Source organism: Pseudoalteromonas spongiae UST010723-006 (assembly GCF_000238255.3).
GTDB classification, from domain to species: Bacteria; Pseudomonadota; Gammaproteobacteria; order Enterobacterales; family Alteromonadaceae; genus Pseudoalteromonas; species Pseudoalteromonas spongiae.
Window position 1 is genome coordinate 1020692 of the sequence record NZ_CP011040.1, and the last position, 25791, is coordinate 1046482.

General features: G+C 41.5%; 32 protein-coding genes. 7 read left to right on the plus strand and 25 right to left on the minus strand.

The window, feature by feature from the left end; all coding sequences use genetic code 11:
- Positions 1 to 4: 4 nt before the first annotated feature.
- The 25 genes from sctT to PSPO_RS18915 form a co-directional block, all read right to left on the minus strand.
- Entirely contained in the window at positions 5 to 790 is a 786-nt protein-coding gene (gene sctT, locus PSPO_RS18795) for a type III secretion system export apparatus subunit SctT (protein ID WP_010558992.1), read from the minus strand.
- A 2-nt stretch (positions 791 to 792) separates the two neighbouring features.
- Complete coding sequence (sctS, locus tag PSPO_RS18800) at positions 793 to 1059, minus strand: type III secretion system export apparatus subunit SctS (RefSeq protein WP_010558991.1); 267 nt, start codon at positions 1057 to 1059, stop codon at positions 793 to 795.
- A gap of 3 nt (positions 1060 to 1062) precedes the next feature.
- Entirely contained in the window at positions 1063 to 1713 is a 651-nt protein-coding gene (sctR, locus tag PSPO_RS18805) for a type III secretion system export apparatus subunit SctR (protein WP_010558990.1), read from the minus strand.
- Position 1714: 1 nt separating this feature from the next.
- Entirely contained in the window at positions 1715 to 2698 is a 984-nt protein-coding gene (gene sctQ / locus PSPO_RS18810; protein WP_010558989.1) for a type III secretion system cytoplasmic ring protein SctQ, read from the minus strand.
- On the minus strand, positions 2695 to 4212 hold the full coding sequence (locus tag PSPO_RS18815; protein WP_010558988.1) for a flagellar hook-length control protein FliK: 1518 nt from the start codon (positions 4210 to 4212) through the stop codon (positions 2695 to 2697). Before PSPO_RS18815 ends, sctQ begins: the two co-directional genes overlap by 4 nt.
- Complete coding sequence (sctO, locus tag PSPO_RS18820; RefSeq protein WP_010558987.1) at positions 4209 to 4688, minus strand: type III secretion system stalk subunit SctO; 480 nt, start codon at positions 4686 to 4688, stop codon at positions 4209 to 4211. Before sctO ends, PSPO_RS18815 begins: the two co-directional genes overlap by 4 nt.
- Entirely contained in the window at positions 4685 to 6055 is a 1371-nt protein-coding gene (gene sctN / locus PSPO_RS18825; protein WP_010558986.1) for a type III secretion system ATPase SctN, read from the minus strand. The genes sctO and sctN overlap by 4 nt, the downstream gene beginning before the upstream one ends.
- Before the next feature lie 137 nt (positions 6056 to 6192).
- Positions 6193 to 8307, minus strand: a complete 2115-nt coding sequence (sctV, locus tag PSPO_RS18830; protein WP_010558985.1) for a type III secretion system export apparatus subunit SctV — start codon at positions 8305 to 8307, stop codon at positions 6193 to 6195.
- On the minus strand, positions 8288 to 8692 hold the full coding sequence (locus PSPO_RS18835; protein WP_010558984.1) for a hypothetical protein: 405 nt from the start codon (positions 8690 to 8692) through the stop codon (positions 8288 to 8290). The genes sctV and PSPO_RS18835 overlap by 20 nt, the downstream gene beginning before the upstream one ends.
- Positions 8692 to 9072, minus strand: a complete 381-nt coding sequence (sctX, locus tag PSPO_RS18840) for a type III secretion apparatus assembly protein SctX (RefSeq protein WP_010558983.1) — start codon at positions 9070 to 9072, stop codon at positions 8692 to 8694. The genes PSPO_RS18835 and sctX overlap by 1 nt, the downstream gene beginning before the upstream one ends.
- Positions 9072 to 9446 (minus strand): hypothetical protein, encoded by a 375-nt coding sequence (locus PSPO_RS18845; protein WP_010558982.1) that lies wholly within the window; start codon positions 9444 to 9446, stop codon positions 9072 to 9074. Before PSPO_RS18845 ends, sctX begins: the two co-directional genes overlap by 1 nt.
- Positions 9443 to 10543 (minus strand): type III secretion system gatekeeper subunit SctW, encoded by a 1101-nt coding sequence (sctW, locus tag PSPO_RS18850; protein ID WP_010558981.1) that lies wholly within the window; start codon positions 10541 to 10543, stop codon positions 9443 to 9445. Before sctW ends, PSPO_RS18845 begins: the two co-directional genes overlap by 4 nt.
- Positions 10544 to 10630: 87 nt before the next feature.
- Complete coding sequence (locus PSPO_RS18855) at positions 10631 to 11353, minus strand: winged helix-turn-helix domain-containing protein (RefSeq protein WP_010558980.1); 723 nt, start codon at positions 11351 to 11353, stop codon at positions 10631 to 10633.
- A gap of 27 nt (positions 11354 to 11380) precedes the next feature.
- Positions 11381 to 11824 carry a type III secretion system chaperone gene (locus tag PSPO_RS18860; RefSeq protein WP_010558979.1) on the minus strand — a complete coding sequence of 148 codons (444 nt, stop codon included), beginning with the start codon at positions 11822 to 11824 and terminating at the stop codon, positions 11381 to 11383.
- Positions 11825 to 11842: 18 nt separating this feature from the next.
- On the minus strand, positions 11843 to 12301 hold the full coding sequence (locus PSPO_RS18865) for a type III secretion system chaperone (RefSeq protein ID WP_010558978.1): 459 nt from the start codon (positions 12299 to 12301) through the stop codon (positions 11843 to 11845).
- A gap of 72 nt (positions 12302 to 12373) precedes the next feature.
- On the minus strand, positions 12374 to 13807 hold the full coding sequence (locus PSPO_RS18870; protein WP_010558977.1) for a regulator of G-protein signaling domain-containing protein: 1434 nt from the start codon (positions 13805 to 13807) through the stop codon (positions 12374 to 12376).
- 87 nt (positions 13808 to 13894) lie between these two features.
- Positions 13895 to 14380: a hypothetical protein gene (locus PSPO_RS18875; RefSeq protein WP_010558976.1), complete on the minus strand. Its 486-nt coding sequence runs from the start codon at positions 14378 to 14380 to the stop codon at positions 13895 to 13897.
- Positions 14358 to 15062, minus strand: a complete 705-nt coding sequence (locus PSPO_RS18880; RefSeq protein ID WP_010558975.1) for a hypothetical protein — start codon at positions 15060 to 15062, stop codon at positions 14358 to 14360. The genes PSPO_RS18875 and PSPO_RS18880 overlap by 23 nt, the downstream gene beginning before the upstream one ends.
- Positions 15063 to 15067: 5 nt before the next feature.
- Positions 15068 to 15925, minus strand: a complete 858-nt coding sequence (locus tag PSPO_RS18885) for a helix-turn-helix transcriptional regulator (RefSeq protein ID WP_010558974.1) — start codon at positions 15923 to 15925, stop codon at positions 15068 to 15070.
- Positions 15926 to 16021: 96 nt separating this feature from the next.
- Positions 16022 to 16786 carry a hypothetical protein gene (locus PSPO_RS18890; RefSeq protein ID WP_010558973.1) on the minus strand — a complete coding sequence of 255 codons (765 nt, stop codon included), beginning with the start codon at positions 16784 to 16786 and terminating at the stop codon, positions 16022 to 16024.
- A gap of 11 nt (positions 16787 to 16797) precedes the next feature.
- Positions 16798 to 18027, minus strand: a complete 1230-nt coding sequence (gene sctE / locus PSPO_RS18895; protein ID WP_010558972.1) for a type III secretion system translocon subunit SseC family protein — start codon at positions 18025 to 18027, stop codon at positions 16798 to 16800.
- Positions 18014 to 18517 carry a SycD/LcrH family type III secretion system chaperone gene (locus tag PSPO_RS18900; RefSeq protein ID WP_010558971.1) on the minus strand — a complete coding sequence of 168 codons (504 nt, stop codon included), beginning with the start codon at positions 18515 to 18517 and terminating at the stop codon, positions 18014 to 18016. Before PSPO_RS18900 ends, sctE begins: the two co-directional genes overlap by 14 nt.
- A gap of 21 nt (positions 18518 to 18538) precedes the next feature.
- The gene (locus PSPO_RS18905; RefSeq protein ID WP_010558970.1) at positions 18539 to 18820 is read right to left on the minus strand and encodes a hypothetical protein; all 282 of its coding nucleotides are present in this window, start codon (positions 18818 to 18820) and stop codon (positions 18539 to 18541) included.
- Between the two features lie 253 nt (positions 18821 to 19073).
- The gene (locus PSPO_RS18910) at positions 19074 to 19919 is read right to left on the minus strand and encodes a hypothetical protein (protein WP_010558969.1); all 846 of its coding nucleotides are present in this window, start codon (positions 19917 to 19919) and stop codon (positions 19074 to 19076) included.
- Positions 19920 to 19921: 2 nt separating this feature from the next.
- Positions 19922 to 20797: a hypothetical protein gene (locus PSPO_RS18915; protein WP_010558968.1), complete on the minus strand. Its 876-nt coding sequence runs from the start codon at positions 20795 to 20797 to the stop codon at positions 19922 to 19924.
- 277 nt (positions 20798 to 21074) lie between these two features.
- Between PSPO_RS18915 and PSPO_RS18920 the strand changes: the two genes are divergently transcribed.
- From PSPO_RS18920 to sctI, 7 genes are all read left to right on the plus strand, one after another.
- Positions 21075 to 21485 carry a type III secretion system chaperone family protein gene (locus PSPO_RS18920; RefSeq protein WP_010558967.1) on the plus strand — a complete coding sequence of 137 codons (411 nt, stop codon included), beginning with the start codon at positions 21075 to 21077 and terminating at the stop codon, positions 21483 to 21485.
- Positions 21466 to 23262 carry a type III secretion system outer membrane ring subunit SctC gene (gene sctC, locus PSPO_RS18925; RefSeq protein ID WP_010558966.1) on the plus strand — a complete coding sequence of 599 codons (1797 nt, stop codon included), beginning with the start codon at positions 21466 to 21468 and terminating at the stop codon, positions 23260 to 23262. Before PSPO_RS18920 ends, sctC begins: the two co-directional genes overlap by 20 nt.
- Positions 23259 to 24548: a type III secretion system inner membrane ring subunit SctD gene (gene sctD, locus PSPO_RS18930; RefSeq protein WP_010558965.1), complete on the plus strand. Its 1290-nt coding sequence runs from the start codon at positions 23259 to 23261 to the stop codon at positions 24546 to 24548. The genes sctC and sctD overlap by 4 nt, the downstream gene beginning before the upstream one ends.
- Positions 24549 to 24558: 10 nt before the next feature.
- Positions 24559 to 24762, plus strand: coding sequence for a hypothetical protein (locus tag PSPO_RS18935; protein WP_010558964.1), 204 nt, complete (start codon positions 24559 to 24561; stop codon positions 24760 to 24762).
- 73 nt (positions 24763 to 24835) lie between these two features.
- Positions 24836 to 25096 (plus strand): type III secretion system needle filament subunit SctF, encoded by a 261-nt coding sequence (gene sctF, locus PSPO_RS18940; protein ID WP_010558963.1) that lies wholly within the window; start codon positions 24836 to 24838, stop codon positions 25094 to 25096.
- Positions 25096 to 25467, plus strand: coding sequence for a hypothetical protein (locus PSPO_RS18945; protein WP_010558962.1), 372 nt, complete (start codon positions 25096 to 25098; stop codon positions 25465 to 25467). Before sctF ends, PSPO_RS18945 begins: the two co-directional genes overlap by 1 nt.
- A complete protein-coding gene (gene sctI / locus PSPO_RS18950; RefSeq protein ID WP_010558961.1) occupies positions 25467 to 25790 on the plus strand; it encodes a type III secretion system inner rod subunit SctI in 324 nt (107 codons plus the stop codon). Before PSPO_RS18945 ends, sctI begins: the two co-directional genes overlap by 1 nt.
- Position 25791: the final 1 nt, after the last annotated feature.

Here is a 25791-nt window from a genome sequence, read left to right on the forward strand (position 1 = left end):
ATACCTAAAACGAGCTAATCATAAATTCGATGATTTGACTGGGTGTTTTTTCGATTAAATCGTATAAGTGCTCTACTAAGTATTTTAGATATAAAATTAATACAAAGAGCGCAATCGCACTTTTCACTGGCATGGCAAGAAAAAATACATTCAGCTGAGGTGCAAATCGGCTAATTAAAGCCAGCGAAAATTCAGATAAAAACATGGCTAGAATTACTGGTGCAGACAACACAACAACCAATTCCATCACTAAATCTAATTGGCTCAAAATAAACGTGTCCAACCCTGTCATAAACTGTGGCAACAGCACACCAACAGGCCACACAGCGTAACTTTGCACCATAACAAGGATAAGCGATAAAAACGCGCCACTAATAACAAAAATAGTGACCATTATTTGTGTCATAAAAATACCTAGCGGTGAAGTCTGCTCGCCCATAATCGGATTGACCGAGCTCGCCATCGCCGCGCCGCGTTGGTTATCAATAAAAAAGCCAACGCCTTCGGCAATCCAAAATGGCACAGCCGCCATATATCCAATCACCAGCCCTAACGTCATTTCTTTGATTAATATCGTAAAGTAGTCCGCCAACGATAAATCGGGTGGCAATGAGTCTGCGGTCATTGGGTAGATAAAAAGCGCAAACGACAACATGGCGCCATTTCGTACCATGCTGCCACCCAGCACAGACTTACTTAATACCGGTAGTATCATAAACGCTACCGTTAAACGCGGTACACCGAGCAGATAGGTTTTAATAATTTGTTCAAGCCCTGCCGCATCTAACATGGTTAACCACCAATCGCTTTAAAGATATTGTCGGTCAAAGTACTAATCTCTTGTCCCATCCAATTGCCTGTAATCATCAAAGTGACAACTACAGCAATAAGCTTTAGCACAAACGATAGGGTTTGCTCTTGAATTTGCGTTAATGCTTGCACCAAACTTGTTAGGGTACCTACTAATGATGCGGCAACTATGGTCGGCAATGATAAAATCAAGGTTAAATAAAGTGCTTCATTCGCTAGTTGGATAAGTTCCGCTGTCGACAAATTCACTGGCTAATACCCCGCGATTAAACCATGCGTAAGACGTGTCCAACCATCAAGCAACACAAATACTAATAATTTAAATGGCAATGAAATTGTCATCGGCGACACCATCATCATACCCATTGCCAATAAGATGTTTGACACTATCAAATCGATTACAAGAAACGGTAAGTAGATTAAAAAACCTATTTTAAATGCTTCTGTGATTTGTGTGACTGTAAACGCTGGCATCAGTACTAATAGGCTGTTTTCATTCAATGTTTTAGCATGTTTTTCAGGCCATAGCTCGTGTGCTTTATTAATAAAAAAATCACGTTCTGTTTCGGTGGTATTTTTATGAAGAAATTGTAAGTACGGCTTAAGCCCATTATCAATTAATTCACCAAAACGTTCTGGCGATTCTACTACTTCAGGGTTGTTATCCATATACTCTTTTACTTCAAAACCCACAGGGGCCATCACGTACAAGGTTAACACCATTGCAACACCGTAAAGCGCCATATTCGGTGGTGTTTGCTGCACACCTAGCGCATTTCTTAATAGTGAAAATACAATCACTATTTTTATAAATGAGGTCGCCATCACTGCTAAAAAGGGCACAAGGGCTAATGCGCCTAAAGCAATAATTAACGAGACGTAATCTAAATCATTGCCGAGCATATTAGTTTCCAGCTACATCCAAGATACGTACACCCAGTTTTTCGCCTACCTTGACTAATTCGCCATTGGCAATCACTTGATTATTCACTTTTATCAAAATCGGGGAATCGGGTTTGCAATCACTTTCAAACACATAACCTGGTTGAAGGTTCTGCACATCCGGTAAAGACAAGGTCTTTGATGGTAAAGAAAAATCCAATTCAACTTGAACAGTATTTAAATCAAATACCGCATTAGGTTGTGCAAGTTGCTCTTCGCTCATGGTATTACTCCAAGAATGTTCAATTGTGATGGTGTGGTTATTAAGCTTTGCTTGCCAAGCAGGTGTGTTTTCTATCAAAAGACAAACACGCTGCTCTTTGTCGAAATAACATTGGTCAAAAAACACAACATCGCCGCAAGCAAGCGCTAAGTAGTCGGTTTGAGGCAAAGTTGTTTTACCCATGCTAAAACTAAGCTTGAGGTCGATTGCCGAAATACCTTGTCTTACTGATGTTGGGTTTTGTGAAATTAAGCGCGCTAGCTGGTGTTGTTTTAACGCGATAATTAAGGCTAAATCGTCGGGTGTACTTAGTGTAAATTCGCAGCAAAAAGACTCTTCATCTGCTTTGTAAGGTGAAGAAAGTGAGATCGATGAAATCGCTACAAATTCACCGAATAATTGTTTAAAACTGCCTTGAAGTGGTGACAGCAGTTTTTCAATCAAAGCTTCAAGTAAAGCCGAAGGTAAGGAGGTAATACTTAATGCATACCCTTGTCTTTCAAGCCATGTCTGCAATGCAGCATGGGTTGCGAATAGACTAAATGACTGTTGCCCAACTGCACACTCAATTTTAACCAGCTCCCCCTGCGGCTTTGAGATTTGACGCAACTGATGACAGGTTACCTGATCTGATACGAGTCTTAGCGGTTGTTTTAGTAATAAATTAGCAAACCTAACCTGTTCAGGTGCTGTCGCGGCTAATTCGAATTTTTCTACCATCATGATTGCTCACCCTCAGTCTGCTCGTCTCGCTCTTCTTGTTGCTGTCTTTGCTGATCAGAGTCATTCATTGAGAATTGGGTATTAAATTGCGGATAGCGTTCATTCAGTACTAGTTTTAAATCTGGTAAAGACTGCGTAAGCTGCGCCAAAACGTGTGATGACGAAACATCGAAATGAATTGTTAAACGCCCTTGTTCAATGTCAATTTGTACTTTACCGCCTTGTAAATATTGACTTTCTAATGAGATGGACAATGACGGCGATTGCTTAAGTATTGCTTCGTCAATCTGGGCAAAGTGTGATTTAAAATTTTCTACAATGTGAATTTGGTCAATAGACTTTAACTGGGCTCGAAAAACTTGCTCAACCGATGGCAAAGCGTGCGGTGTACTTTGTAATGACACTGAGCTTGCCACTTCATTTATTGAGTCGCCCAAGTTTTCTAATGCAGCTTCAAGGCTTGGCATTACTTTTTGCGGAGCATGGGCCCAGTGAATAGTCGTATGTAGTTCACCTTTGTAGGTAATATTTAGCTGATTGTTATGTAATAAATCATTTACGTCTTTAGAAAACGCAATATCGTTCAACACACTACCATGAAAACCATGCGAAGGCTCAGGCATGAAAATTTGACTGGCAACCACATTATTGTTTGTCACAGGCGCTTTATTCAAACTAACGGTATTGATGTTTGCACTGGTTAATAAGTCGATTGAGCTAGCGTTCGGATTATCATACTGCGATTTAGTTAATGATGTTGGTAAAGGAAGCGTGATCGCATCAAATTGGTTTATGTTTTTAGTGTCATTTGCTTTGACTGGTGCTAATTCAAATACAACTGGATGGGGAGCAAGTTCAAACGCTTTACTTGGAAAAACTGGACGTTTTTCAATAGTTTCGATAGCATTGACTTGCTTTGGGGTAAACGCGGTATCACTCAGCTTAATGTTGCTGTGTGGGTTCTTGTTTAACGGTTGAACTATTGGTTCAGCTTGCACTTGCACTTGCACTGTGCAATTTGAATGCGCAATCTCGTCAATTTTTTTATTAACGTGTGCAGTTGTTTTATCTTCCAGCGGAATAATCAAGTGCTCAAAACCGTCACAACAAGCAACTGTCGGCTCATGGCATAACAAAGAAAGTTCACAGGCTTGATAGGTTGAAATAACGTTATTTGCACCGCGTATTTGTGCACTCACATTATCATCAACACCTTTAGTAGCAATTATCGGGTTTTGCTGCTTTTTAGGAAAATCATAATCTGACGTCAGAAATTCATCCAGTTGGGAGTGTGATATCACACGCTGTTCTTGCTTTATTGTCGTTTTCTCAGGATTATTTTCATTCGGCGTTAGCGCCAAACCATCATTAATCTGATGGTATTTAGTCTGTTTTTTATCATTCATTAAATGATTAAAGCGACTGCCCTGCTCAGTTAGTTGAGCGCCGTGATTTGTAGGCACATCAACCCCATTAGAAGGTCGATTTTGCATCGTATCATTAGTAATTTTCATATGGATTTCATTCCCGAAAAGCGCGATGTCACAAATTCATCGAGTTGGTTTTCTTCGTTGCGATTGGCCAGTAATGCACGCTTTGTGTTTTCAAGTGCAATTAAAGAAGCAAACTTTTCCATCGCTTTATTCGCTGTTTGTAACCCAGCCTGACATACCTGAACGGTGTTTTTTGCCGCTTCAATCTGCTGTTCACACGTCGCGATATTTTTTTTCAAGGTCGCATCATGGCTGCGAAGGTTGGCAATTTTGAGGCGAAACTTATCAACGCCAGAACGTGTTAAAAACGCATCATGTGCCTGCTGATAGAGGGCTTTTTCTTGTTCTTTTCGCCACACGATATACTCTTCTAACGTTTCAATGTGCCCCTTAAGCTCCGTTTCTAACGCACGCAACCTTGCACCAGCTTGCAACAGTGCTTGCTCTGATTTGTCTCGTTGGCGTTGTTTTATTTGTTGTAAGCGTTCAAGCATCATTTAAATAACGCCTGTAACATCTCGGCAGACTTATCAAACGGAATGTTTTCTTCTGTGCCTTGTTGTAAAAATGCTTTCACCCGGTCAATGACCTCCACAGCCTTATCCGTTTCTTGGTCTTGTCCTTTTTGGTATTCACCAATTCGAATAAGCAGTTCGACTTCTTTGTATTTAGCAAGCGCATTTCGTAAACTTAGTGCCGCCTGTTTATGGCCTGAACTAACAAAATGATTCATCACACGACTTGCACTTTGTAATACATCAATTGCCGGATAATGTGCCGCAGCAGCAAGCTCTCGAGACAATACAATATGGCCATCTAATATTGAGCGCGTTTCATCGGCAACTGGCTCGGTCATATCATCACCTTCAACCAAAACCGTGTATAAAGCCGTAATCGAACTGGTATTTGACTGACCTGCGCGCTCCATTAATTGTGGTAATGCTGCAAATACTGAAGGCGGGTAACCACGACGTGTTGGTGGCTCGCCTGCTGCGAGACCAATTTCTCGAAGCGCCCGTGCATAGCGCGTTACAGAATCCATTAAGAGCAGAACTTTTTTACCCTGATCACGAAAATGCTCTGCTATAGAAGTGGCGACAAGGGCTGCTTTTGCCCGTTCCATCGCGGGTCTATCTGAGGTAGCTACAACAAGTACTGCTTTTTTACGGCCTGCTTCGCCTAAATCACGCTCTATAAACTCGCGTACTTCACGTCCACGTTCACCAATAAGCGCAAGTACTGTGATATCAACATCGGCATTACGAATAAGCATGGCAAGTAAGGTACTTTTACCACCGCCAGCAGCCGCAAAAATCCCAAGACGTTGCCCCTCGCCACAACTCAGCACACCGTCAATGGCTTTAACACCCAAAGAGAGTGGTTTTTCGATGGTATTTCGCGTCATTGCATTTGGCGCATCAGCATACACACTGATTAACGTGCCTTTTTCAGAGTCAGCGTGTTCCTCTTTATTCATTGGTTGGCCAAGGCCGTCAACCACTTCACCGAGTAGATGCTCACCCACCCTAATTTGGTGAGGTTTGCCTGTTGGGATCACCTCTGTGCTGTTTGAGATCCCCATCATGTCACCCATCGGGGTCAAGAGTGCTTGGTGTTCATCAAAGCCAACCACTTCTGCAAGGACAAAGCTATTATTTTCAGGATCAACTAAACGACATAATTCGCCAATTTTTACCCCAGGCACCACAGCCCGAATAATGGTTCCGGAAACCTGAGACACCCATCCCCTCACGCGCAATGGACGTGCAACAGATAAATTCGCATTCATCTGTGCCATACGCTTTGCGTTAGCATCTTTTTGCTCGTTAATTAACTCGGTTAGGGTATTACTAAATTCTGACACGGAATATCGTTAGTTAGTTTTGCTTAACGTTATTATGTAAAAACGTAAGGGATAACGATTTTAACCAAGGGCGGCTTTTTTTATAGTTTAGGCAAGAATAGAAATTGAAGGCGTGGGCGATTGCCCACGCCTAACTATTACACGACAACTTTACCAACTGGTTGCACATTGATTTCTTTGGTTAATTCTTGAAAAGAAACGACCGGTAACTCATAAAGTTCACTTTCAAGTAACTTGCGCACATAGCGACGAATATCCATCGCTACCAGCAACACAGGTTTACGTTGATATTTCTTTAAATCACCCACTGTACTTACTGCATTCGCAATAAATTTTTGCGAGGTACTTGGGTCAAGCACTAAATAACAGCCTGTTGAGGTTTGTCTAATGGCTCCACGGATTTGCTCCTCAATTTGCTGATCGAGCATAAATGCTGGTAATACATTTTGCCCAGCAGCGTACTTGTAGCAAATAAATCTTCGTTGACTCGCACGAATGTACTCGGTGAGCTGCACAACGTCTTTTTCTTTTTGACCCCATTCAACCAGAGATTCTAAGATAACGCGCAAATTTCGAATCGAGATATCTTCTGACACTAAACGTTGCATCACCTCACTCATTTTATGAATAGGCACCACACGCTGGGCTTCTTTTACTAATTCGCCGTAATGAGGTTCGAGCTTTTCAAGTAAAAAACGGGTTTCTTGAATACCAATAAACTCTTCTGCATATTTACGTAGCACATGGGCTAAGTGAAAAGTCATCACTTTATCGATTGAAAAATACGATAATGAACCTGCAATCACTTCTTCAAGATCTTCTTTATCAACCCATAAACTCGGCATATTTGGCAAAAAAGCCTGCTCTTGCTGATAGGCAATACCAAGCATATCTAACTGTTGCGCCGGCTCGGAAACTAATATCTTATTGGGTACAAGCTTGCCACGAGCCACTGGCAGCTCTTGCATCAAAATCGCGTATTCATCCTTTGGCATAGCTGCATTAAAACGCAAATGCACGCCGGGAAACGGTACGCCCATGTCTAAATAAAGTGCTCGCCTGACTTCTGCAAGCTCAGCATTTAAATTGGTCGCATCAAGTGCTGTTTCTAAATTTGCGGATACATCAACCAAGAGCGGAACAGTAATCGAAAAGTCATCTCCTTGCGCTTTACTTTTAGCAGCTGCTTTTTTGCTTTCAGCGGAACTTGTCGCTGCTGCGCCACTGCCTTTAGACAATACTTCTGGCAAGGTCTCAACGGTTTGAACCGCTTCTTGATTACGCTTTATTAAATAGACGCCACCTGCACCAATCACAGCAGCAAAGCCTAAGAAGATAAATGTGGGAAAACCGGGGATGAGCGCAAAACCAGTTAATAGTGCTGCGCCAATAAGCAGCGCTTTTGGTTGAGCTGTCACCTGCGAGCCAATATCACCACCTAGGTTTTGTTGATCTTCTTCGTCTTCATCACCTGCTGAAACACGGGTAACGATAATACCGGCAGTAATTGAAATAAACAGTGCTGGTATTTGCGAAATAAGTCCATCACCTATGGTTAAAATTGAATACACCTCAAGGGCTTCGCCTGCCGACATCGCGGCTTGACTCATACCAATGGTAATACCGCCTAAAATATTCACGAAAATAATAATTAAACCAGCGACAGCGTCGCCTTTCACAAACTTCATTGCACCGTCCATTGAGCCAAATAACTGGCTCTCACGGCTTAGGGCATTTCGCTTTACTCGCGCTTCATCAACGTCTAATACCCCTGCGCGCATATCACCATCGATACTCATTTGTTTGCCCGGCATGGCATCAAGAGAAAAGCGTGCACTTACCTCAGCGACACGCTCTGCCCCTTTGGTGATAACCATAAATTGGACAATAGTAATAATTAAGAAAATAACCACACCGACCACTAAATTACCACCCACAACAAAGTTACCAAAGGTGGTAATAATATCACCAGCATCACCATCCATTAGGATAAGGCGGGTAGTGGTAATGGAAAGTGCCAAACGAAAAAGTGTAGTGATCAACAACACGGCTGGAAATGCAGTAAACTCAAGCGGTGATTTGATGTATACCGACATCATCAGTAGCACCACAGCAATTGAAAGATTCATTGCAATTAAGCCATCAACTAAGCCTGTTGGTAGCGGTAGAATCATCATAAAAATGATGGCGACAAGTAACACTGCAAGTGCTAAGTCACTGCGTTGACTCATTTTAAGCAGAAGGTTTTTCATCACTTTCCTGATTTATATTTGAGGCTAAAGAAAGGTACAACTGATGGGCTCTTCGTGCACCGATAAGATCGTCCGCTTGGAATCGTGAAAAGCTTAAACAATAATAAATTGCTGCACGCTGCTCACAGTTCAATTGGTTATCCGCAAGCAATCGCTCTACTCGTTGTTCTAATAAGGTTAATTCGCCAAGATCTGCCCAGGCGCGACAGAGCATCAGACCTGTTTCTAAATCGGCACCATAAACCGACTCAACCAAGTTAATTAACGACACCGCCTTTTCATTGCTGGCATAGTCTTGTTGCAGCTGCGCTTGCATCAATAGCCATTGACGATACTCACGATGAGGTCGCTCTATTTTATTGTGTTGAACTGGTGTTTCGGTCATCATTGCACCAACAATTTACTACTGATATTCAAGATTAAAGACAACTCTGCAATTTCATTTAACACCGCTCTGGCTTCTCGCTCTGTCTTAGCGTCTACATCGCCACTTTTTTTCATTTCGCCTAACCATTGCAAAGTATCGGTAGGCATATTGAATAAATTGAGATGCGCAATTTCTTTACATGTTGCATCGGATAACCGGCAGGTATTTTCGACTAACGTTTGGCCTTGGTAAACGTGAAAAAGCGCATCAAAATGCGAGTCAATCGCTTCTCCTAGCTGGGGCAATTCTGACTTTTCAGGCAGTTTGGTGGGCACTTCGTCATGTCGTATATGACTGATGGAGGTTAAACCCACTTTTAAATCAATCGGTGTGCTCATTACAATGCCTTAATCGTTTGGCTTTCATTAAGTAAGGCGGTAAAGGCTTGCTCTAACGCAATTTCGGTAATCTCTTCGTGAGCTAAATTTAGCTGCACAATGGCTTGGTTTTGATACCAGTGATAGCGGAAAAACTGCCCTTTTTGAAAGTGTATCGGGTTCATCTTGGTTAAATAGGCGAGAACCTGAGTCTGACTCGATAACACAATAGGTGTTAAAAAACTCACCATTAATTGCGAATCAAGAACAGATATTTCACAGGTTATGTCTCCATCGAATTGCAAAGACAAATGAGGAGAACTCTGCCACGGCTGCATCGGTAAACCGAGCTTGGCTAAAAAACCATTTAAGCTGCTCTCTAACCAGTCAGTCATAGCGCTTCCTCGATTGCAATCACCGCATGACGTGCCGCTTCTAATGCCAATACACATTGCCCGTGCTGCTCTGGATCTTTAAACGCATCGTGAGGAATGTTATTCACAATATTACGCACCTCAGCAAGCAAATTTATTTGTGTACCAAGCGGTAAATCACTTACATTGAGTGCTCTTTCCACGTCAGCTTGTTCAGCCCACGGCATATCATTTATGGTAATGACACTTTGCATTAGTCCGCGTGGCGTGACTTGTGCTTGGTCGAGCTTTTGCGCAACCTCGTTACACTGATCAAACATCGCCGCCAGCATTTTCAGACGGTTCATATCTTTCATAATTACACTAAGTTGCGACTTATCGATACTGCTGCCTTGCGCTTCATAATCGGCTGCAAGCGCTTGCAACATAAAGGCAACGGCAGTCTCAAAACGACTTTCACCATACTTTTCAATTAAATCCGAAAATGCAGCAGCAGTGCCTTGGTAATCCATTACCGAATCAGCATAGAATTGGCGCAGCTGACTACCTTCATCTAAACCGACATTGGCAGCTTCAATAGTTGGAATAAAGGTGTTAACACCTAAGGTCAATGTTTGACCGTATTTGCGCTCTAGTTCAGCTAACTGTTGGTTAACCAGTTGAAGAATGGCTTCATTGCCCTCGCCTGCACTAAGTTGCTCACGCACACTTAATAAGCCAATGTATTGCTCCGTTACATCATCGCTGAATTCTTGTAATTTTTGTCTAAGCGCTTGATGGTCGGTTTTGCCACCTGATAGTAAATCTGCCGCTAACTCATCTAATTGATTGCGTTTTTCAACTTTAAACGCCATTTCCATTAATTGTTGAATTTTTTCAACACGGTCAGCATTTGACTGACGCATGTCTTTGGCTTTACTTTGCGTAAATTGAGCTGATGCTTTATCGCCCAACGCTTTCGTCAGCTCTTCTAGTGCATTTAGATGGTTTTGTGCACTGTTTCCAATCACTCCGACAGAAGTGTTTTGAAACTGGCTGGTTGTTTTCGTTTCGACATTTGCTCCCGCCAGTTTTGCATTAAACTGATTTGGGTTTATCGGCGCTGCATTTATAGACATATTTCACTCCTTAGGGTAAGAGTAAATCAATTAATAAGGCGATTTTTGTGAAAAAAGACGAGTTTTTATTAAGTTTTGGCCCAAGTATTAGGTTTGTGTTGTATTTGCTGATGTAAACACATAGCCATGGCCATAAAGCGATAAGATAAACTGTGTGTTAGGACACACTTTCTTAAACTTTTTACGTAAATTACAGATCAACCTATCTAACGTGCGGTCTTCAGGGTTAGGTCTAAAGCGCCCTAAAGCCATCATTAATCGCTCTCTTGATAAGGTCTCGTTGTGATTATCAATCAGCATTTTTAATATTTTTGCTTCACTGTATGACAGTGAGCCGATAACTTTTTCATCAACACTGAGCACTCGGCTTTGTGAACAAAAATGCCACTTTTTATCATCAACTACTGGCGCAGTGGCTGGCAGTGATTGCATCAATTGTTGTTGCTGTAAGGTGGTAATCACGGTTCTAATTTCAAGTGCAAGTGCTTGTTTAGAAAACACGTGATTCACGCCTAGGTTATAAAATGCTAATCGTTGATTCTCAGTCAATATATCCGACAAAACAAATAACATGCCTCGCGTTTTAATTTTGAGAGATTCAACATCACTCGTCAGAGCAGAGTCTTCATCGAAGATGATAACCGTAGAGACCGTTAGATTGGCCAATAAGCTAAGTGCACGTTGACAGTTTTGTTCAATTAAAACAAACCAGCCAACCTCTGCAAAGCCTGTTTGGAGGCGTTCTACAGCGAGATGATCCGTACCAATAATTAAAATTGTTTGCGGAATTGCTTCAACATTATGCACCATAGAATACCCCCGTTTAGACTTACCTTATTAAACCGATAACAAGCTCGAGTGCAATGGCATAACCTCATCGGGCATGTCATCTTTCGCGGTTGTTAAGGTCATTTGCCAAAACAGTGCTACCTGTGTGAAAGATAAAATCTTTTGTGCTAATTGTTCACCCTCTTCAATTACCGAAGGTAATAGTTTTACCAGCACAATTTGATTGCTTGCAGCATCAATGCCCACTTTACACCCTTGTAACTGAACACCCGTTGCATTGGCATTTAGCATTAAGTTATACACAGATGAAGGTAAATCACTTGTCGGTTTTGCTAACGCTGCTTTTAAGCCAAACGTGCCGTCACTCGGATGAAACGAGATGCGAAACACCAATTGCTCTAAATTTACTTGATAATCTTCGTCTGTCAGTGCCTGTGGTGTGACTTCTAATAAAGCGCACGCTTCTTCAACCATTAATTTGAATTGTTTCATATTAATTACTCCTTCGCGCTAAACTGATAACAGTGTGTTATCTAATGGCTGGTTTGTTGATGTCGGTAAGTATTTAACTTCGGCGATGTCTTTTTTCACTTGTTCAGCAATGTCGACAAACTTATTTAACTCTGCGATAACCAATTCTGCACGGTCTAACTCACTTGGTAACAATTGATAAATTGTCACGATATTGTCATTCGGTAAAACACCAATCGACGTGCCACCAGTTGCGCTAAATTCTGCATTTTTTTGCAGAATAAATGTGCTTACTGGCGGAACCTCATCATCATTCAGTGTTTCTAGTTGAGCGTAGAAAAAGAGACTTTCTTTTTCCGTCTCGGTTTCATCAGCGGGTTCTATTAACACCCGAATGCCATCAATCAAAAGTGCATAAAAGTCTTCTTTTACATCAGGTTTGTCGAAGCCAATAAGCTTTGCACATTCAGTGACTAATTCTTTGAATTTATTACTCATGATATTCTCTCTTAGTGAAGCAGCTTTACTGCTCCACTGGTTTAATACAGTTAACGTGTTTGTTATAGCGGACTAATTTTCGCCCATTCCTGGTACCGTTAAGGTATTGCCATAGGTGTGTGTTCTGCCAATCGGATTATTTGACACATTGCCATTAGTCTCGTCTGAAATAGCTAATTGATCGTCATTTTGTGGCACACTTAAATCATTTACCGACAAGCTATTGGTTGGCTCTATCACATCCGCGGCTTTTGAAATATGCGCTAATGTCATATGACTGTGACTAAACGTGCTTGAATGAGTTATTTGATCATTTGCAGCAGTTGGTGCGCCTGCTGGCGCCAATGTCGGAGCAACAGTTGGCGCGATAGTTGGAGCCGGAGCTGCATTTGCTTGCGGATCAAAGCGCGTGCCCTCAATGTTTTTTTGCAGCTGAATAACCATGCTGGTATTCGCTGCATTGAGTAAATAGGTCGCCTCTTTTGCCGCCGCCCTAAACGAAATATCAAGATTTTCTTTACAATCAAGAACTGCTTGCTTTTGCGCAAATAATGGGTCGCTCTGCTCTAAAGTTTCGGAGCGTTTTACGTCCACCGCTTCGAGTTGTGCGAGTTGCTCGGGCTGTACAACTGGAGTCATTTTATTCAATTGACCCGCTGGTATTTGAGCTGTTTCAATGCGTGCTGGATTATCTTCAGTTTGTGCACGTGTAGCTAATTCCAGATCTTTGAGTGCTTCTAAATAATTTTGGATATCCTGTGAGAATACGTTGCGGGCGACACCTGCGATATTTATTTGTAAATCAGAATTTGTTCTGACGAATTTGCTGTGAACCTCTAGCGTATCACCCAAGGTAAAATCTAAATTTTGGCTTTGCCTTGAAAGCGGTGCATCTGCATCAATTAAAAAGTTTTCCTGAATTGATTTCAGAAATTCTAGATTTTCCGTCGCAAATTCCTTATCAATCTGTTTAGTCAAAACTTTTGCTAATGGGGTTTTATTATCAAGCTCTTTCAATAAAAAACTTTCATTTAAGTGATGACTCGTTCCTGGATACGCATTCAATATTGTATAGCTCGTCTCTGCACTTAACTTATCTGCAGGTCGGTTGAGTCGCATATCGCGATCAACACGCACTTGAATTGCCTGTTCATCATGACCTAGCGCGTTTGCAGTCGCTTCTTGAGTCATCTCTTTTGTCGTAACTGCGGCCTCGCGCACGCCCTGCAACCCGTGAAATAAACGTGAATTCTCAACGTGTTTTTCCACTTTGCTCCAAAATTCTCCAAACTTTTCACAAAAACCATCAACCATTTTTTGAAATGCATTGCGGTTATCATTTGATGCTGCTTGTTGTGCCTGGGTTTCGGATTGGTTTGTTACATCAGTCACTTGACGATTGTTAGTCGCATTATTACTAACTGTAGTAGGCGTATTATCTACATTTGTGGTCGTCTGAGTGGTGGTTTGACTCACATCACCCACATTATTACTGCCTATAGTCATGTTATTTCCTTTTTTATGGCTGAGAATGCACAGAGAAATCCCCTTAGCATCTCAATAACATTGTTGTATGTTCACGAAAATGAACGGTTATTTTTTTGCTTCGTACAGTTTTGTCAGTATGGACGACAAAACATCAAGAATTGCCTTATTAATTAGCGTATTACCTGCATTTTCATAAAGCGCAGTTAGGCAATTTGTATATTCATCAAACAAATGTGTACAGCCAATAAAAGTACTGTGGTTAATCACATTTGCTAACTGTTTGTGGAGCTGAATAAACACCTCACTTAGTGCGTCACTATTATCATTTGGCTGTTTTGCCAGCGTTATTACATCACTTTCAACAATCGCGAAAATCAGTGCTCGGTAGGCAAGCCCTGCTTCTGTCCGAGTAAATTCATGTAACAATTCTGGGTGGCGTTGATAAAACTTAACAATGTCAAAACCGCGCAGATTTTGCCCAATTAGCCCTTTTTTAGAAAACCCCGAAATGACGTTAATTTCTGCCCGGCGCTGTGATTCTTTTATCTCGATTGCCGCATCACACGGTTTAAAATGTCTGTTCTTTATCATGATTTGAAAAGAGTTTACCTAGTTCGTTTCGTTCTGTTTGTGTAAGTGTTTTGTCGTTCAATAAAAGCGTAAAACCTACGGACTTTTCAAACCCAACTGTTACTAGCGTGTTATCACTATTAAACGTGTCAAGTGCTGCTGTATCACTGTAAATTGCATCAATCTCCTGACTAACAAGTAATTGAACACACTGCTCTAATGAGTCGCATTGAATATAAGATTGGTGCCTAAGTGGTTTTGGCATCACCAGTTCGTTAACCACGCCAGATTCACCTTTAGCAACGTAACCCACGCGTTGAACTTGCCTTAGAAAACTACTTTCGAACACATATTCACTCAGTAATCGTTGATCCTCTTTGTAAACCAAATAATCGAAAACGCGTTCTTCTAACACAATGCTGCGACTGTGCATCATCACTTTCAGATCATCTGTTTCAGGAATGCCAACGATAAGGTCGACATTGCCAACACGCATCTCATCTAGAAGCGCGTCGTACGGTAGTTCGATGACGTTTCCGGCAAGTGTTTGGTTCGACTTACTCAGTAAACGCCAATCCGCAAGGCGTGTATCCTCTAACACACCAATGTTTACAGTGTTAAGCAATGGTTGCACTTGCTCTTTAGTTAAACTGCATGCGCTTAATCCGCACATTACTGTTAAGCTAATAATAAAATTCTTCATTATATTTACTTACGCGCTTGCTTTGGTGTAATTCCAAAACGCGATTTATATGCTTGGGTAAAATAAGACTGGCTTGAAAAACCCGCTTCGATAGCAATATCAATTACGCGCATCTGACTGGTGTGCAATAAATGTGCTGCATATTTAAGACGGCGTTCATTGAACCAGGCACGCGGTGATGTGTGATAAATTTGGTTAAATGCCGATTTAAATGCAGTAAGCGACATGCCAATTTCTTTAGCAAACTGCTCTAACGACCAGTCTTTTAAATAGTGCTGTTCAACAAATTCTCTAAAGCGTTCTGTTGCAGGGTCACAACTTTCCACCAGTAAATTGACTAAACAGCTACCTTGTGGCTTATTTATTTGCAGTAGCAACAATTCTTCGACTTTAAGCGATGTCAGGCTAGGGACTTGTGAATCACTTAAAAGCTGATCTAGCCCAGTCATCGCCATACGCGTTAAATCACAGCCGCAGAATGCTAGCGGTGCTGAACTATCGTGACGCTTGCCTAACTTTGCGCCAGTTACTAACGCTTGATAGCGTTGTTTAAAATTTACAAGCCATGTTTGTTCAAGTGACAAACATAAAATAACGGTATCACGGGTACTATTAAGGTTTTCAAAGTGACAAAAGCCATCTTTTACAAGCAATAAACTGCTCGGTGCATAAGCACTTAAATTGTTTACACCAGCCGTACCTGTGACCACCATTAACAGTGTCAAGGGGGCCTTAAACGCGACAGAATATTCTGTACCTGCTGGCAAAGTTAATCGAAATGCAGTCCCATATTCAAACGCCAAATTATTCGTAAACGCTTGTTCTAAAATCGTATTTTCAAGCGTAGCTAATTGTGTTTGCATAATGCTTCCCTCAAATTTAGGCCGAAAAAACCCGCGATGTCGAAACACCGTTATTAAAAAAACGTGGAATTAGGCAGGTATCAACCTGCCTGTAAGTTAGATGTTGTTACCCATATTGCGCGCTGTGCTTGGCTCTTGTGAAAAGAGCTCCTTTGCCAGGCTCAATAATGCAGCTTGAATATCATTCAAAGTGCCTTCCCAGTTTTGCGCACGTTGTTGCAACGCAGCCGCTTCTTGTGCAGTGGCATCATTCTCAGCTTGCTCTGCTTTTGATTTCTCTTGGATCTCAGTAACTTTATTGTTCTGATTTGCCGCTTCAGCACTAGCAAAACCCGCACTACCACCAGAGCCTGTTGTCACCAGTGACGACACTGCTGCACCTGCTTGAGCACCAGCAAATTTTGTTGCACCGGCACCAGCTAAACCACCACAAACAGCACCACCAATGTTAATTGCTGCTGCAATACGCTGTTGGTGAACGGCTTCATCGCCTTTGTCTTTTGCATCTTTCGCTTCTGAAGCAATGGTCTCTGCGTTGTCGCGTTTAACTTCAACTTGTGTTTCCATTTGTTGAATAATCACTTCCGCGCGATTTTCAGCGGCTTCACGCAAAGATTGCACTAATTGCAAAAACAATTGAGCCATTTTTGTTGCACTGTTTGCAGACGCAGTTAAATCAAATGCAAGCGTTTCTGCACTTTTAACCACGTCGCTATCCAAACTTAAAGGCTCATAACATTGCGCCGCATCATTGGCATTCACACCACAGTTGTGCTGCGCTTTATCCACATTATTTTCGCCCGAAACAACTTGTGGTTGCATTGTATTAATGCGTGGACCATCGAGTACTAAACCATTCATGATAATTTTCCTTAAATTGGTGCACGTGCGTTGTTTAGCACTGTAAGCGATGCTTGCATTTCATTTTTTGCTGCATCAGATAAAATACTTGCAATGTCTACCACCGTACCTGACTGCGATTGAATAAAAGCGATAAAGCGCTGCAAAATCGATTCAAGCTTAGATACCAAAGCCTCATTTTCAACTAGTTCACTTTCTAAAAGTTGTACTTGTAAGTTCACCTTGTTAAGCGCTTCTTGAATGTCTGCTTGCTCTGCACTAATAATGCCACTGCCTGTTTGCGCACCCATAGATGCAGCACTTGATGCCCAAGTTGTACGCCCCATTGCAGTTTTAATCATGTCGTCACTTTGTTTCCTAATCATGGTTTCACAAAGATTTTTTGCAGCACGTTCTATGGCATTTTCAGCGATTTCTTCAGACACATTTTTTGAAATTTCTTTCACTACAGCTTTAGCTGCTTGTTCGACAACTTCTTCTGCAGCTTCACTTGCAGCCTCTTTTGCTGCAGCTTTCACCCCTTCTTTTACTGCCACTTCAGTTGCTTCTTTTGCAACTTCTTTACCTGCTGCCGCACCTGCTGCTGCGCCAGATGCAGCACCATAGGTGAGTAACCCCACACCAATAACGGTAAGCGCAATAGCGGTATAGCTTAGTATTTCAGCTGCTTCATGTTCACCAAACATAATGCACACTTGCGCTGCCACTTCACACATGCCTGCAGCGGTAAGCGCAACGCCCGCAGCGATCAGGTTAGGCTGCGAAGCAACCACGCCAGCTACCAGCGAAGCAGCGCCACCGACCATAGTGGCTACCGCGGTAAGAAAACCAAATGCCTTGCCAAAAATACCCGCTTCTTTTGCTTTTTTGCGTGCTTTTTCTGCTTTTTCGATTTGATCTAAACGGTTGTCTTCTTGCTCATTAAGCTTGTCGATTTGTTCGTTCATTAAATCTTCTTGCTCTGCTTGAACACGCTCAAGTTCCGCTTTATTCGCTGCAATGGTCGAGTCTTTAATCTCTTTGATTTTTCCCAACACAATAAACATGGTGGCAATACCACTTAACGTGGTGTCGCTATCGGGCTCTGCAATACTTGGATTACCCGACTCGTTCGATGCACTGGTTACCCCAGAGGCATCAGATGGGTTAATTCCACTAAAGCTTTTCATTACCGCAGACATTCCTTCTTGGAAAATCTGAGTAAATGCCGTATTGCCAACTCCTAGGCTATTTACTGACATCAGTTTGCTCCTGTTTCTTTTTACGTTTTTCAACGATGGATAGTAACCCTTGTGCTTTAGTTGCAAGTTCGCTGTATTCATCACGCCCTTCACAACGCACAAGCGTACCGGTAAACCCTGCTTCTGCGCGCTCTAAATCACCCAATGCTAAATGGCACTCGCCTGAATGGAATGCAAGCTTTGGTTCCTCAGCATCAATTAACGTCGCCATGCTGTAGGTGTCAGCCGCTTCTTCATATTTACCTTGCGCTTGGCGTGTCGCCCCAAGACCGATTTGGTACTTCACGTTTAGGTGGTCACATAACACCAACATTTTGAATACTTGCTCTGCCTCGCTCATGCGATTGGTTTGATACAAGTTAAACGCAACGGCATATAAGCTTTCCATTTGCTCTTTACTTAAATCCACCAGCTCATGCATTACACCGCCTTTACCAATAAACGTTTCAAGCTGTTCCTTTTTAACTAGACTTGGGTCGATCTGTGCCATAGTGTTTTCACTCCTCAGAATTTAAATGTAATGCGTATGTCGCGGTAATTTTTTAGGTTTGCTGGCAGTAACTTCTTTGCTGGTTTGATTAAGCACTTTACTCACCATTTTTTTAACATCGCTGTGCTGCGTTTTGCCTTTTTCGCGTTCTTTTTTACAGCGCGCTTTGAACTGCTCAAATGTCATGCCTAGCTTTTGCGCTAGCTCCTCTTCTAAGCGACGCGTTTCACGTAAACGTGAATTCACATTCGCGGTTACAGCTTGTAATCTGCGTTGTTGTAGTAATTTGTCAGGATCAAACATGGTGAACACCTTTATTACTGCCTTTTGACTTTATGTGTTCAGTATAAGAAGGGAAATATCAATAAATATGGAGAATTGTTTCTTAATTGTGGCTTTTTACGATTAATTCTAACTTATTGAATATAATGAAATTAACATCAATACCAAGAGCTGAATTAAGAATATGCAGAGATTGTGCAAATTGCTTCATTGAGATTTTGCACATTGTGTTATTTTTACGCCAACAATGTGCAAATTTGCAAAAAATACCAGACTAGTCTGTAAGCTGTTTAATACTGCCGTAAAAATCTTCTGCGTATTGCGACATAGCGGTAATAACAGAAGTGTACTGTTCATTTGATGATTGAAAGTCAGTACTTAAGGTTTCCGTTTGCGTGGTTTTTTCTTTTACGGTATTGCGAAGAGCTTCAAGTGCATTTGAAATATCGTTTTCCTGAAACGTCATTAGGTATTGTGTAGTATTTAATGTTGTTGTTCCAAAGCGATATGTACCGGTATTACTTGTGGTACTGCCACTGATGTTTTCCCAATAAATATAGTCATTATTGGCATCTTGTAACAAGGTTACTCGCTCGGTGTCACTCAGTTCTGGTGTTTCTTGTTTCAATAACTTGAAAAATTCATCGCTACCAAATGCCGCAGCAAATGAGTTGTAGGTAATTTCACCGTCTTCTTCAAACGTGGTACTTTCACCTAATGCTGCCGAAATGTAATTCAGCTTCTCTAACAACTCATTGATCTGTTCAATATCGTCTTGTAGCTTTTCGATCATTAGGGTATGAACTTCGTAACCAACCTCAGCGTATTCCAAAGTCTCTCCATTAAACACTATTGAACCTGCTGAAGTTAACGTTAGATTACCATCATTAATCATGGTTTGTATTTCGTTTGACGTATATTCAACCCCTTTAATTTGATAGCGTACCGTATCACTGGTTTCACCCAATGATGCCAAAATACTCCAAGGGTCGATATTTTCATCAACCACTTTCAGCTCATCGGCACCCAGAGTTTCAGTTTTACGTTCACCATCCTCAAAAACGGTTGCTGTAACGGAAGCATTGGCAAATGCGCCAAATTGCCAGTATGGATCAGCCATGGTTACCCTCCTGTTAGCAGGCTTTTTGCTGCATCAAAATAGGTACTATAATAATTCGACATGGCTTCCATTAAACTGTTGTACTGTGATGTATTACTTTGTAGATCAGTACCCAATTGCTCTACTTGAGTTGTTCGTTCTTTTACCTTGTTGTTTAGTACCTCAATGGCGTTTGAGTAATCATTCGTTTGAAAATGTATCCTATTGTATATAGATATTTTGGCTGACGCGAAACTATAGTAAGTGTCACCATCTGCACTTGATGAAGTAGCGTCTACGTAATCGTCCACTTCAGCCCATACTAAGTAATCATTGTTTAAATCCTTTATGAATTTTCGGGCATCGCTATAGCTAAAACTTGGCATCTGATCCATTAAACCATCAATAATTGGATGGTCATCCCAATCGGCGTGATTATAAAACTCTTCGCCTTTGTCCTTTATATCATCGTTGAGCTTAAGTACGTTTTCCATAATCTGCATATCACTGATGAAATCATTTAACTCACTTATTTCATCCTGTAATTTTTCAATCAGTAACGAGTGAACTTCGTAACCAACTAAATCTGTGTCTAGTTGATTACCATTAAACATCACATAACCTGAAGAAGTAATATCCAAATCACCATCATCAATAAAGGTTTGAATCTCGTCACTGGTATAAAGTGTGCCATTTATTTGATATTGCACGGCATCAGCAGCATCATCGAGTGCTGATAAAACTTCCCATGGATCGATATTGGCATCGGCATCTTTTAAGTTGGTAATTGATAGCTCTTTGCTTACACGTTCACCATCTTCAAATATGTCTGTCGTTACTTTCTCATTTGCATGATAACCAAATTGCCAATAGGCATCGTCAGTTGAAATACCGCTCATTTCTTTGTTCCTTTATCAGCCAAGATAATCACTCTAACAAATAATTTTGCAAAAAATATGCAGCAATGTGCGTGTGCACTCAGATTTGACGCCAACTAATAAATTTACACCTGAATTATAAAAATGAAGCGACGCAGGTATTTCAACGCACGAGATACTTAATTTAATTCAGTTTTTATGACTACGACTTTCAGCTGACCCAATATATAAAATTTTGCGCCTTCCTCTACAAACTTATGTTTTTAAACCGTGAGACTCTAAGCATCGTGGAGGAGATATGTTAATTAACGATTTTATAAAGCAACTTGCTACTGAACTAAACATTGACATTAGTCAGAGTGAACAAGGATTTGCGAGCGTGAGTCTGGGCGATATTTTGGTCGATATCCAAAGCTACAAAGATACACTGGTATTTTATAGTTACATCGATCACTTCAGTGAACAAGCTTATGAACAAGAACAACAGCTAAAACAAGCAATGAGTTGGACTTACGGCTGGCAAAAAAGCGAATCAAGCATCGCACAATTGTCGGAACGCTTCGCCATACAAACTACTCAACCGCTGTCTCTCTCATTTGAGCAGTTACTTGAATTATTAAACAGCCATTGTCAATTAGTGGCACAAATTCAACAACTCGAACTTCAACCAATTCAACACAGCCAACAGCATGCGTATATTTTACCTTAGATTATTGTTTATCAGCTTTTTACTGCTGCCATTTGGTGTGCTGAGTAAAGCTGCACTTACAAAACAACCATTTGAATACTATGGTGAAGGCGACTCTCTTAGAAAGGTACTGACTGCGCTTGCTTCAAACGCTGATATTAGTGTCAATGTCTCTTCCACCATTGATGAAAAATTTAATGGTCATTTACGTTACGCTTCAAGCCTTAAAGCCTTAGATTACCTGGCTAGCGCATACGATTTAATTTGGTATTTTGATGGTGCAACACTGCATATAAATCGCAGTGCTGAAAGGCAAAGTCAGATGATCCGCTTAGAGTTACTGTCAACTAATCAACTCAAGCAAACAATGCAAGATTTAAAGTTGTGGGACCCGCGCTTCGAATGGCGCACCATACAACATACCAACATGATTATGGTATCTGGTCCACCGCGTTATATCGAATTAATCAATGAAACCGTAGCCTTATTGCAAGACAGTTCAGATTCCGGCTTTGTTGATCCACTTGTGATCCGCATTTTCAAACTTAATCATGCCAGTGCCATCGATCGGGAGTTTGAAGTGCGCGGTGAGGAAGTAATTATTCCAGGTATAGCTACACTGTTGGCAAATATGATTAAAGGCGAAAATCGCGGCCAAAGTGGTAATGTGCAAATGCAAGACGTCGATGGCTCATCGAGCGAACAATCAGCAACCAGTAATGCCCATACCCAAGTAAGCATACAGGCCGACGCCAGTTTGAATGCGGTAATCATTCAAGATTATCGTTCACGTATCGATATGTATGCGCAACTCATTGAACAACTCGATACACCGCGCGAGCAACTTGAAATTAGCCTAGTGATTATCGATTTAACTATGAACTCATTGTCTGAAATTGGCATTGATTGGGCGACTAAGCAAATAAAAATAGGCGAAGGTTTGGTTGACTTAATCTTACCAGGTGCCGGGGCCACTGATGCTGAAACACTAACGACAACGAATGCTGATTTTTTAGCAACAGTGAGCCTACTCGAAACACAAGGCCGAGCACGCGTTACCTCACGCCCCGCCATTGTCACTGAAAATGGCCTGCAAGCATTACTTGATAATAACGAATCGTTTTTTGTCCGCGTTGAAGGTGAACGGGTCGCAGAGCTTGAAGAAATCACTTATGGCACTTTGTTACAGGTGACACCTCGCATAATTCAAACAGCTGTACCACGTCAAATTTACCTTGATGTTAATATTCAAGACGGTGCGCGCATTGATGATGGCGGCCCTGACTCACTGCCATCAATCAAGAACACACAAATCACAACACGTGCCCAAGTACCTGAAGGGGCAAGCTTACTCATTGGCGGTTATTCACGAGAGTCAAATAGCTCAGGTGTCGGTAAAGTGCCTGGTGTTGGGGATATCCCAATGCTCGGAAAGCTTTTTCAAAACAATACCAGCAATTCACAACAAATGGTGCGTTTATTTATGATAAGCCCGAAAGTGATGGAAACGCATACCATTCCTGATGGCACACAAGAAATTGATTATGAGTTACTGCCCGAAAACAAACGCATTAAACAGTTGATGCGCTTAAGTAACAATAATGGTCATATTTTTAGTCTGGTTAACCGTTTGCCGTGTGAATCTGCAATTGAAGCACGTGTACGCCGTAATCACTATCAAAAAAAACAATACGGTACGGCTATTCGCAGCTGCCGAGACCTTGATGGTTACCAAGGTTATCAAGTGACACTCAATAACTGCCCAACAACCGCAACTGAGCCGGAGTGTGCGCTGTGAAAGAATGGAAATTACTAATTCTCAACACCGCATACAAGGGTGCTGAAATCAACTTTACGCACTCTCAACGCTTGGGTAGTGATGAAGACAGCATGGATTTAGTGCTGAACGACAGTGATATTCCCCCGCATTTACTGAGCCTAAACTGCCAAGATGACGCTGTGTATTGTGAGCCTTTTGCGCAAACTGTGGGCGTAAAGGTGCAAGGTGTGCTCCATGATAATACGCTCGCTTTACCCACCCTGACGCCAATCAATGTGGGGGAATTATGGTTTATGATTGGCGAAGTTAACGAGCCTTGGCCTAAAAAATTACCGGTATTTGATAAACCATCGGTAAATCAAAGTAAATCTGAACAGCCCGTCAAGATGAATAAAACCTACAAGCACCTGTCAAATGTGATTTGGCTTGCGGTACTTGGCACCATTACAGCTGCGGTATTGCTGTTTTTAGATATAAAAGCAGAAACTGGTCAAGAAGTAGATACTGAAAAACTCAATTTATCGATTGCTAAAGATCTGCTTCAAACCGACAGTCGCCCTCACCTAATAATCGATTGGGACGAAGTCGATCAAAAAATCAGCCTATCCGGCTATGTAGATAGCAAACTTGAACGTAAAAAACTATTGAAGCAGGCGGAGAAACTTAATATTCGCTTTACCAGTGACATTCGTACCATGGAAGAGATTAAGTTTGCAGCACGGTTTATTTTGAAAAACCTCGAGCTTGATGCCATTGAAATGCGTTCAGGTGAACTTGCTGGCAGCCTTGTATTTGTTACTGACTCAAATAATTTAAATGCATGGAGTCGCGCCGAACAGGTATTACAGCGAGATATTCCCGGATTAACAGCGTTTGACCTTGAAATTCTTGAAGATAAACCCGCCCTTGAGCAGCTAAATGAACTACTGGTCAACTCAAGCTTTAATGACAAGATTATTGTTGAAGACCGCGGCGATATCATCGAACTTGTAGGCCAACTAAGCGGCTCTCAATTGCGCGAGTTTGATCAATTAAAAAAGCAGTTTGCCACCAAGTTTGGTAATAACCCGCGATTAATTCTATCTGCGCCAATGATCAAACAAGACGATAGCCCAAACCTAAGCTTACGCTTTCGTACCGTTAATCTTGGAAAAGTCCCCTACATTGTGCTCGATAACGGCGAACGCTATTTTGAAGGTGCCCGTTTACCTAATGGTGCGCGTCTAAAATCAATTAGCAGTGAAGGGGTCTTTCTTGAGTCGGGAAACAAAAGTTACATGATAAATTTTAGCCGCACTATTTAAGGAATAAACTATGACACTCATTGAAAAAATCAAAAACCAAGAACAGCGCCAAGCGTTAACTAATCATTTGGAAGCACTAAAGTCAGCTCACATCGCTGCGCTTGCCAAAGGATTACCACCTCAGGAATTTAAGCAAACAGAGGCATGGATTAAAGCGTTAAACGCCTCACTTAAAATAGTTAAAAGTCCAAAATTACAAGTTTTAAACCCTTAGGCTAAATCCCCCGAATCAATAAGCAAATAAACTAACATGGCACAATGCGAAAACTAACTTTTAAGGAGCCATTATGGCAATAGGTCACAACAATTATGACGGTACGTTAGGTAATCTAGGAACAGTGTCTGGACATCTGCAAACAGTTGCTGATGGCACCGCAGGTACGCTTGATTCAGCATTAGCTGATTTAAAAACCGATCCTAATAATCCGGCGAAACTTGCAAACTTTCAAGCCTCTGTGAATGAGTACTCGGTTGTAATGAGTCTTGTAGCCACAGTGCAAAAATCAATTAAAGATGCCATGTCAACCATAGTACAGAAGATGGGCTAATGAATATTCAAGATATCAAGCTATTGGCAGATATCGGTGTGTTAGGCTCGAACTCGGGCCTAACGCGTGAAGCCGAACATATATTTGCTGCATTACGATTATCGAAATCGGGCGAACAGATTGCGGTAACTACAACCGCGTTAAATTTATTTAATCGAGGACAATTTCCAGAGGCTGCACAAGCGCTTTCAAAATGGTGTGAGAATAAAGCTCCTGCGATTCCACATGCATTATTGGCCATGGTGTATTGGACATGGGGATTTAATGTAAATGCCGAAGCCTATGCACGAGATGTGTTATCACAAGCAATTGAACCAGAAGCACATGCACTTGCAAAAGAAGTACTCAATGGTATGGGAGTAACTTATTAATGGACGCTATTAACCAAATCACCGCTGTTTCAATGGACTCATTACAAGGACAGCAAGATTATACGTTACCTACGGCACCTTCTATGGCAGAAATGGAAGGCTTAAGCGCACAGTTTTTAGACGCTCTAGGCGAAATGAAAGCTGAAGTGTCATCCCGTGCTGACAGCGTTGAGCTGAGTTTAAGTAACTTAACTGATTTATCTCCTCAAAAACTGCTCCAGGTACAAATGGAACTGATGCAAGTGACATTACAGCAAGAGTTGATAAGCAAAGGCGTTACCAAAACAACACAAAATGTTGAAGCATTAATTAAGGCGCAATAAT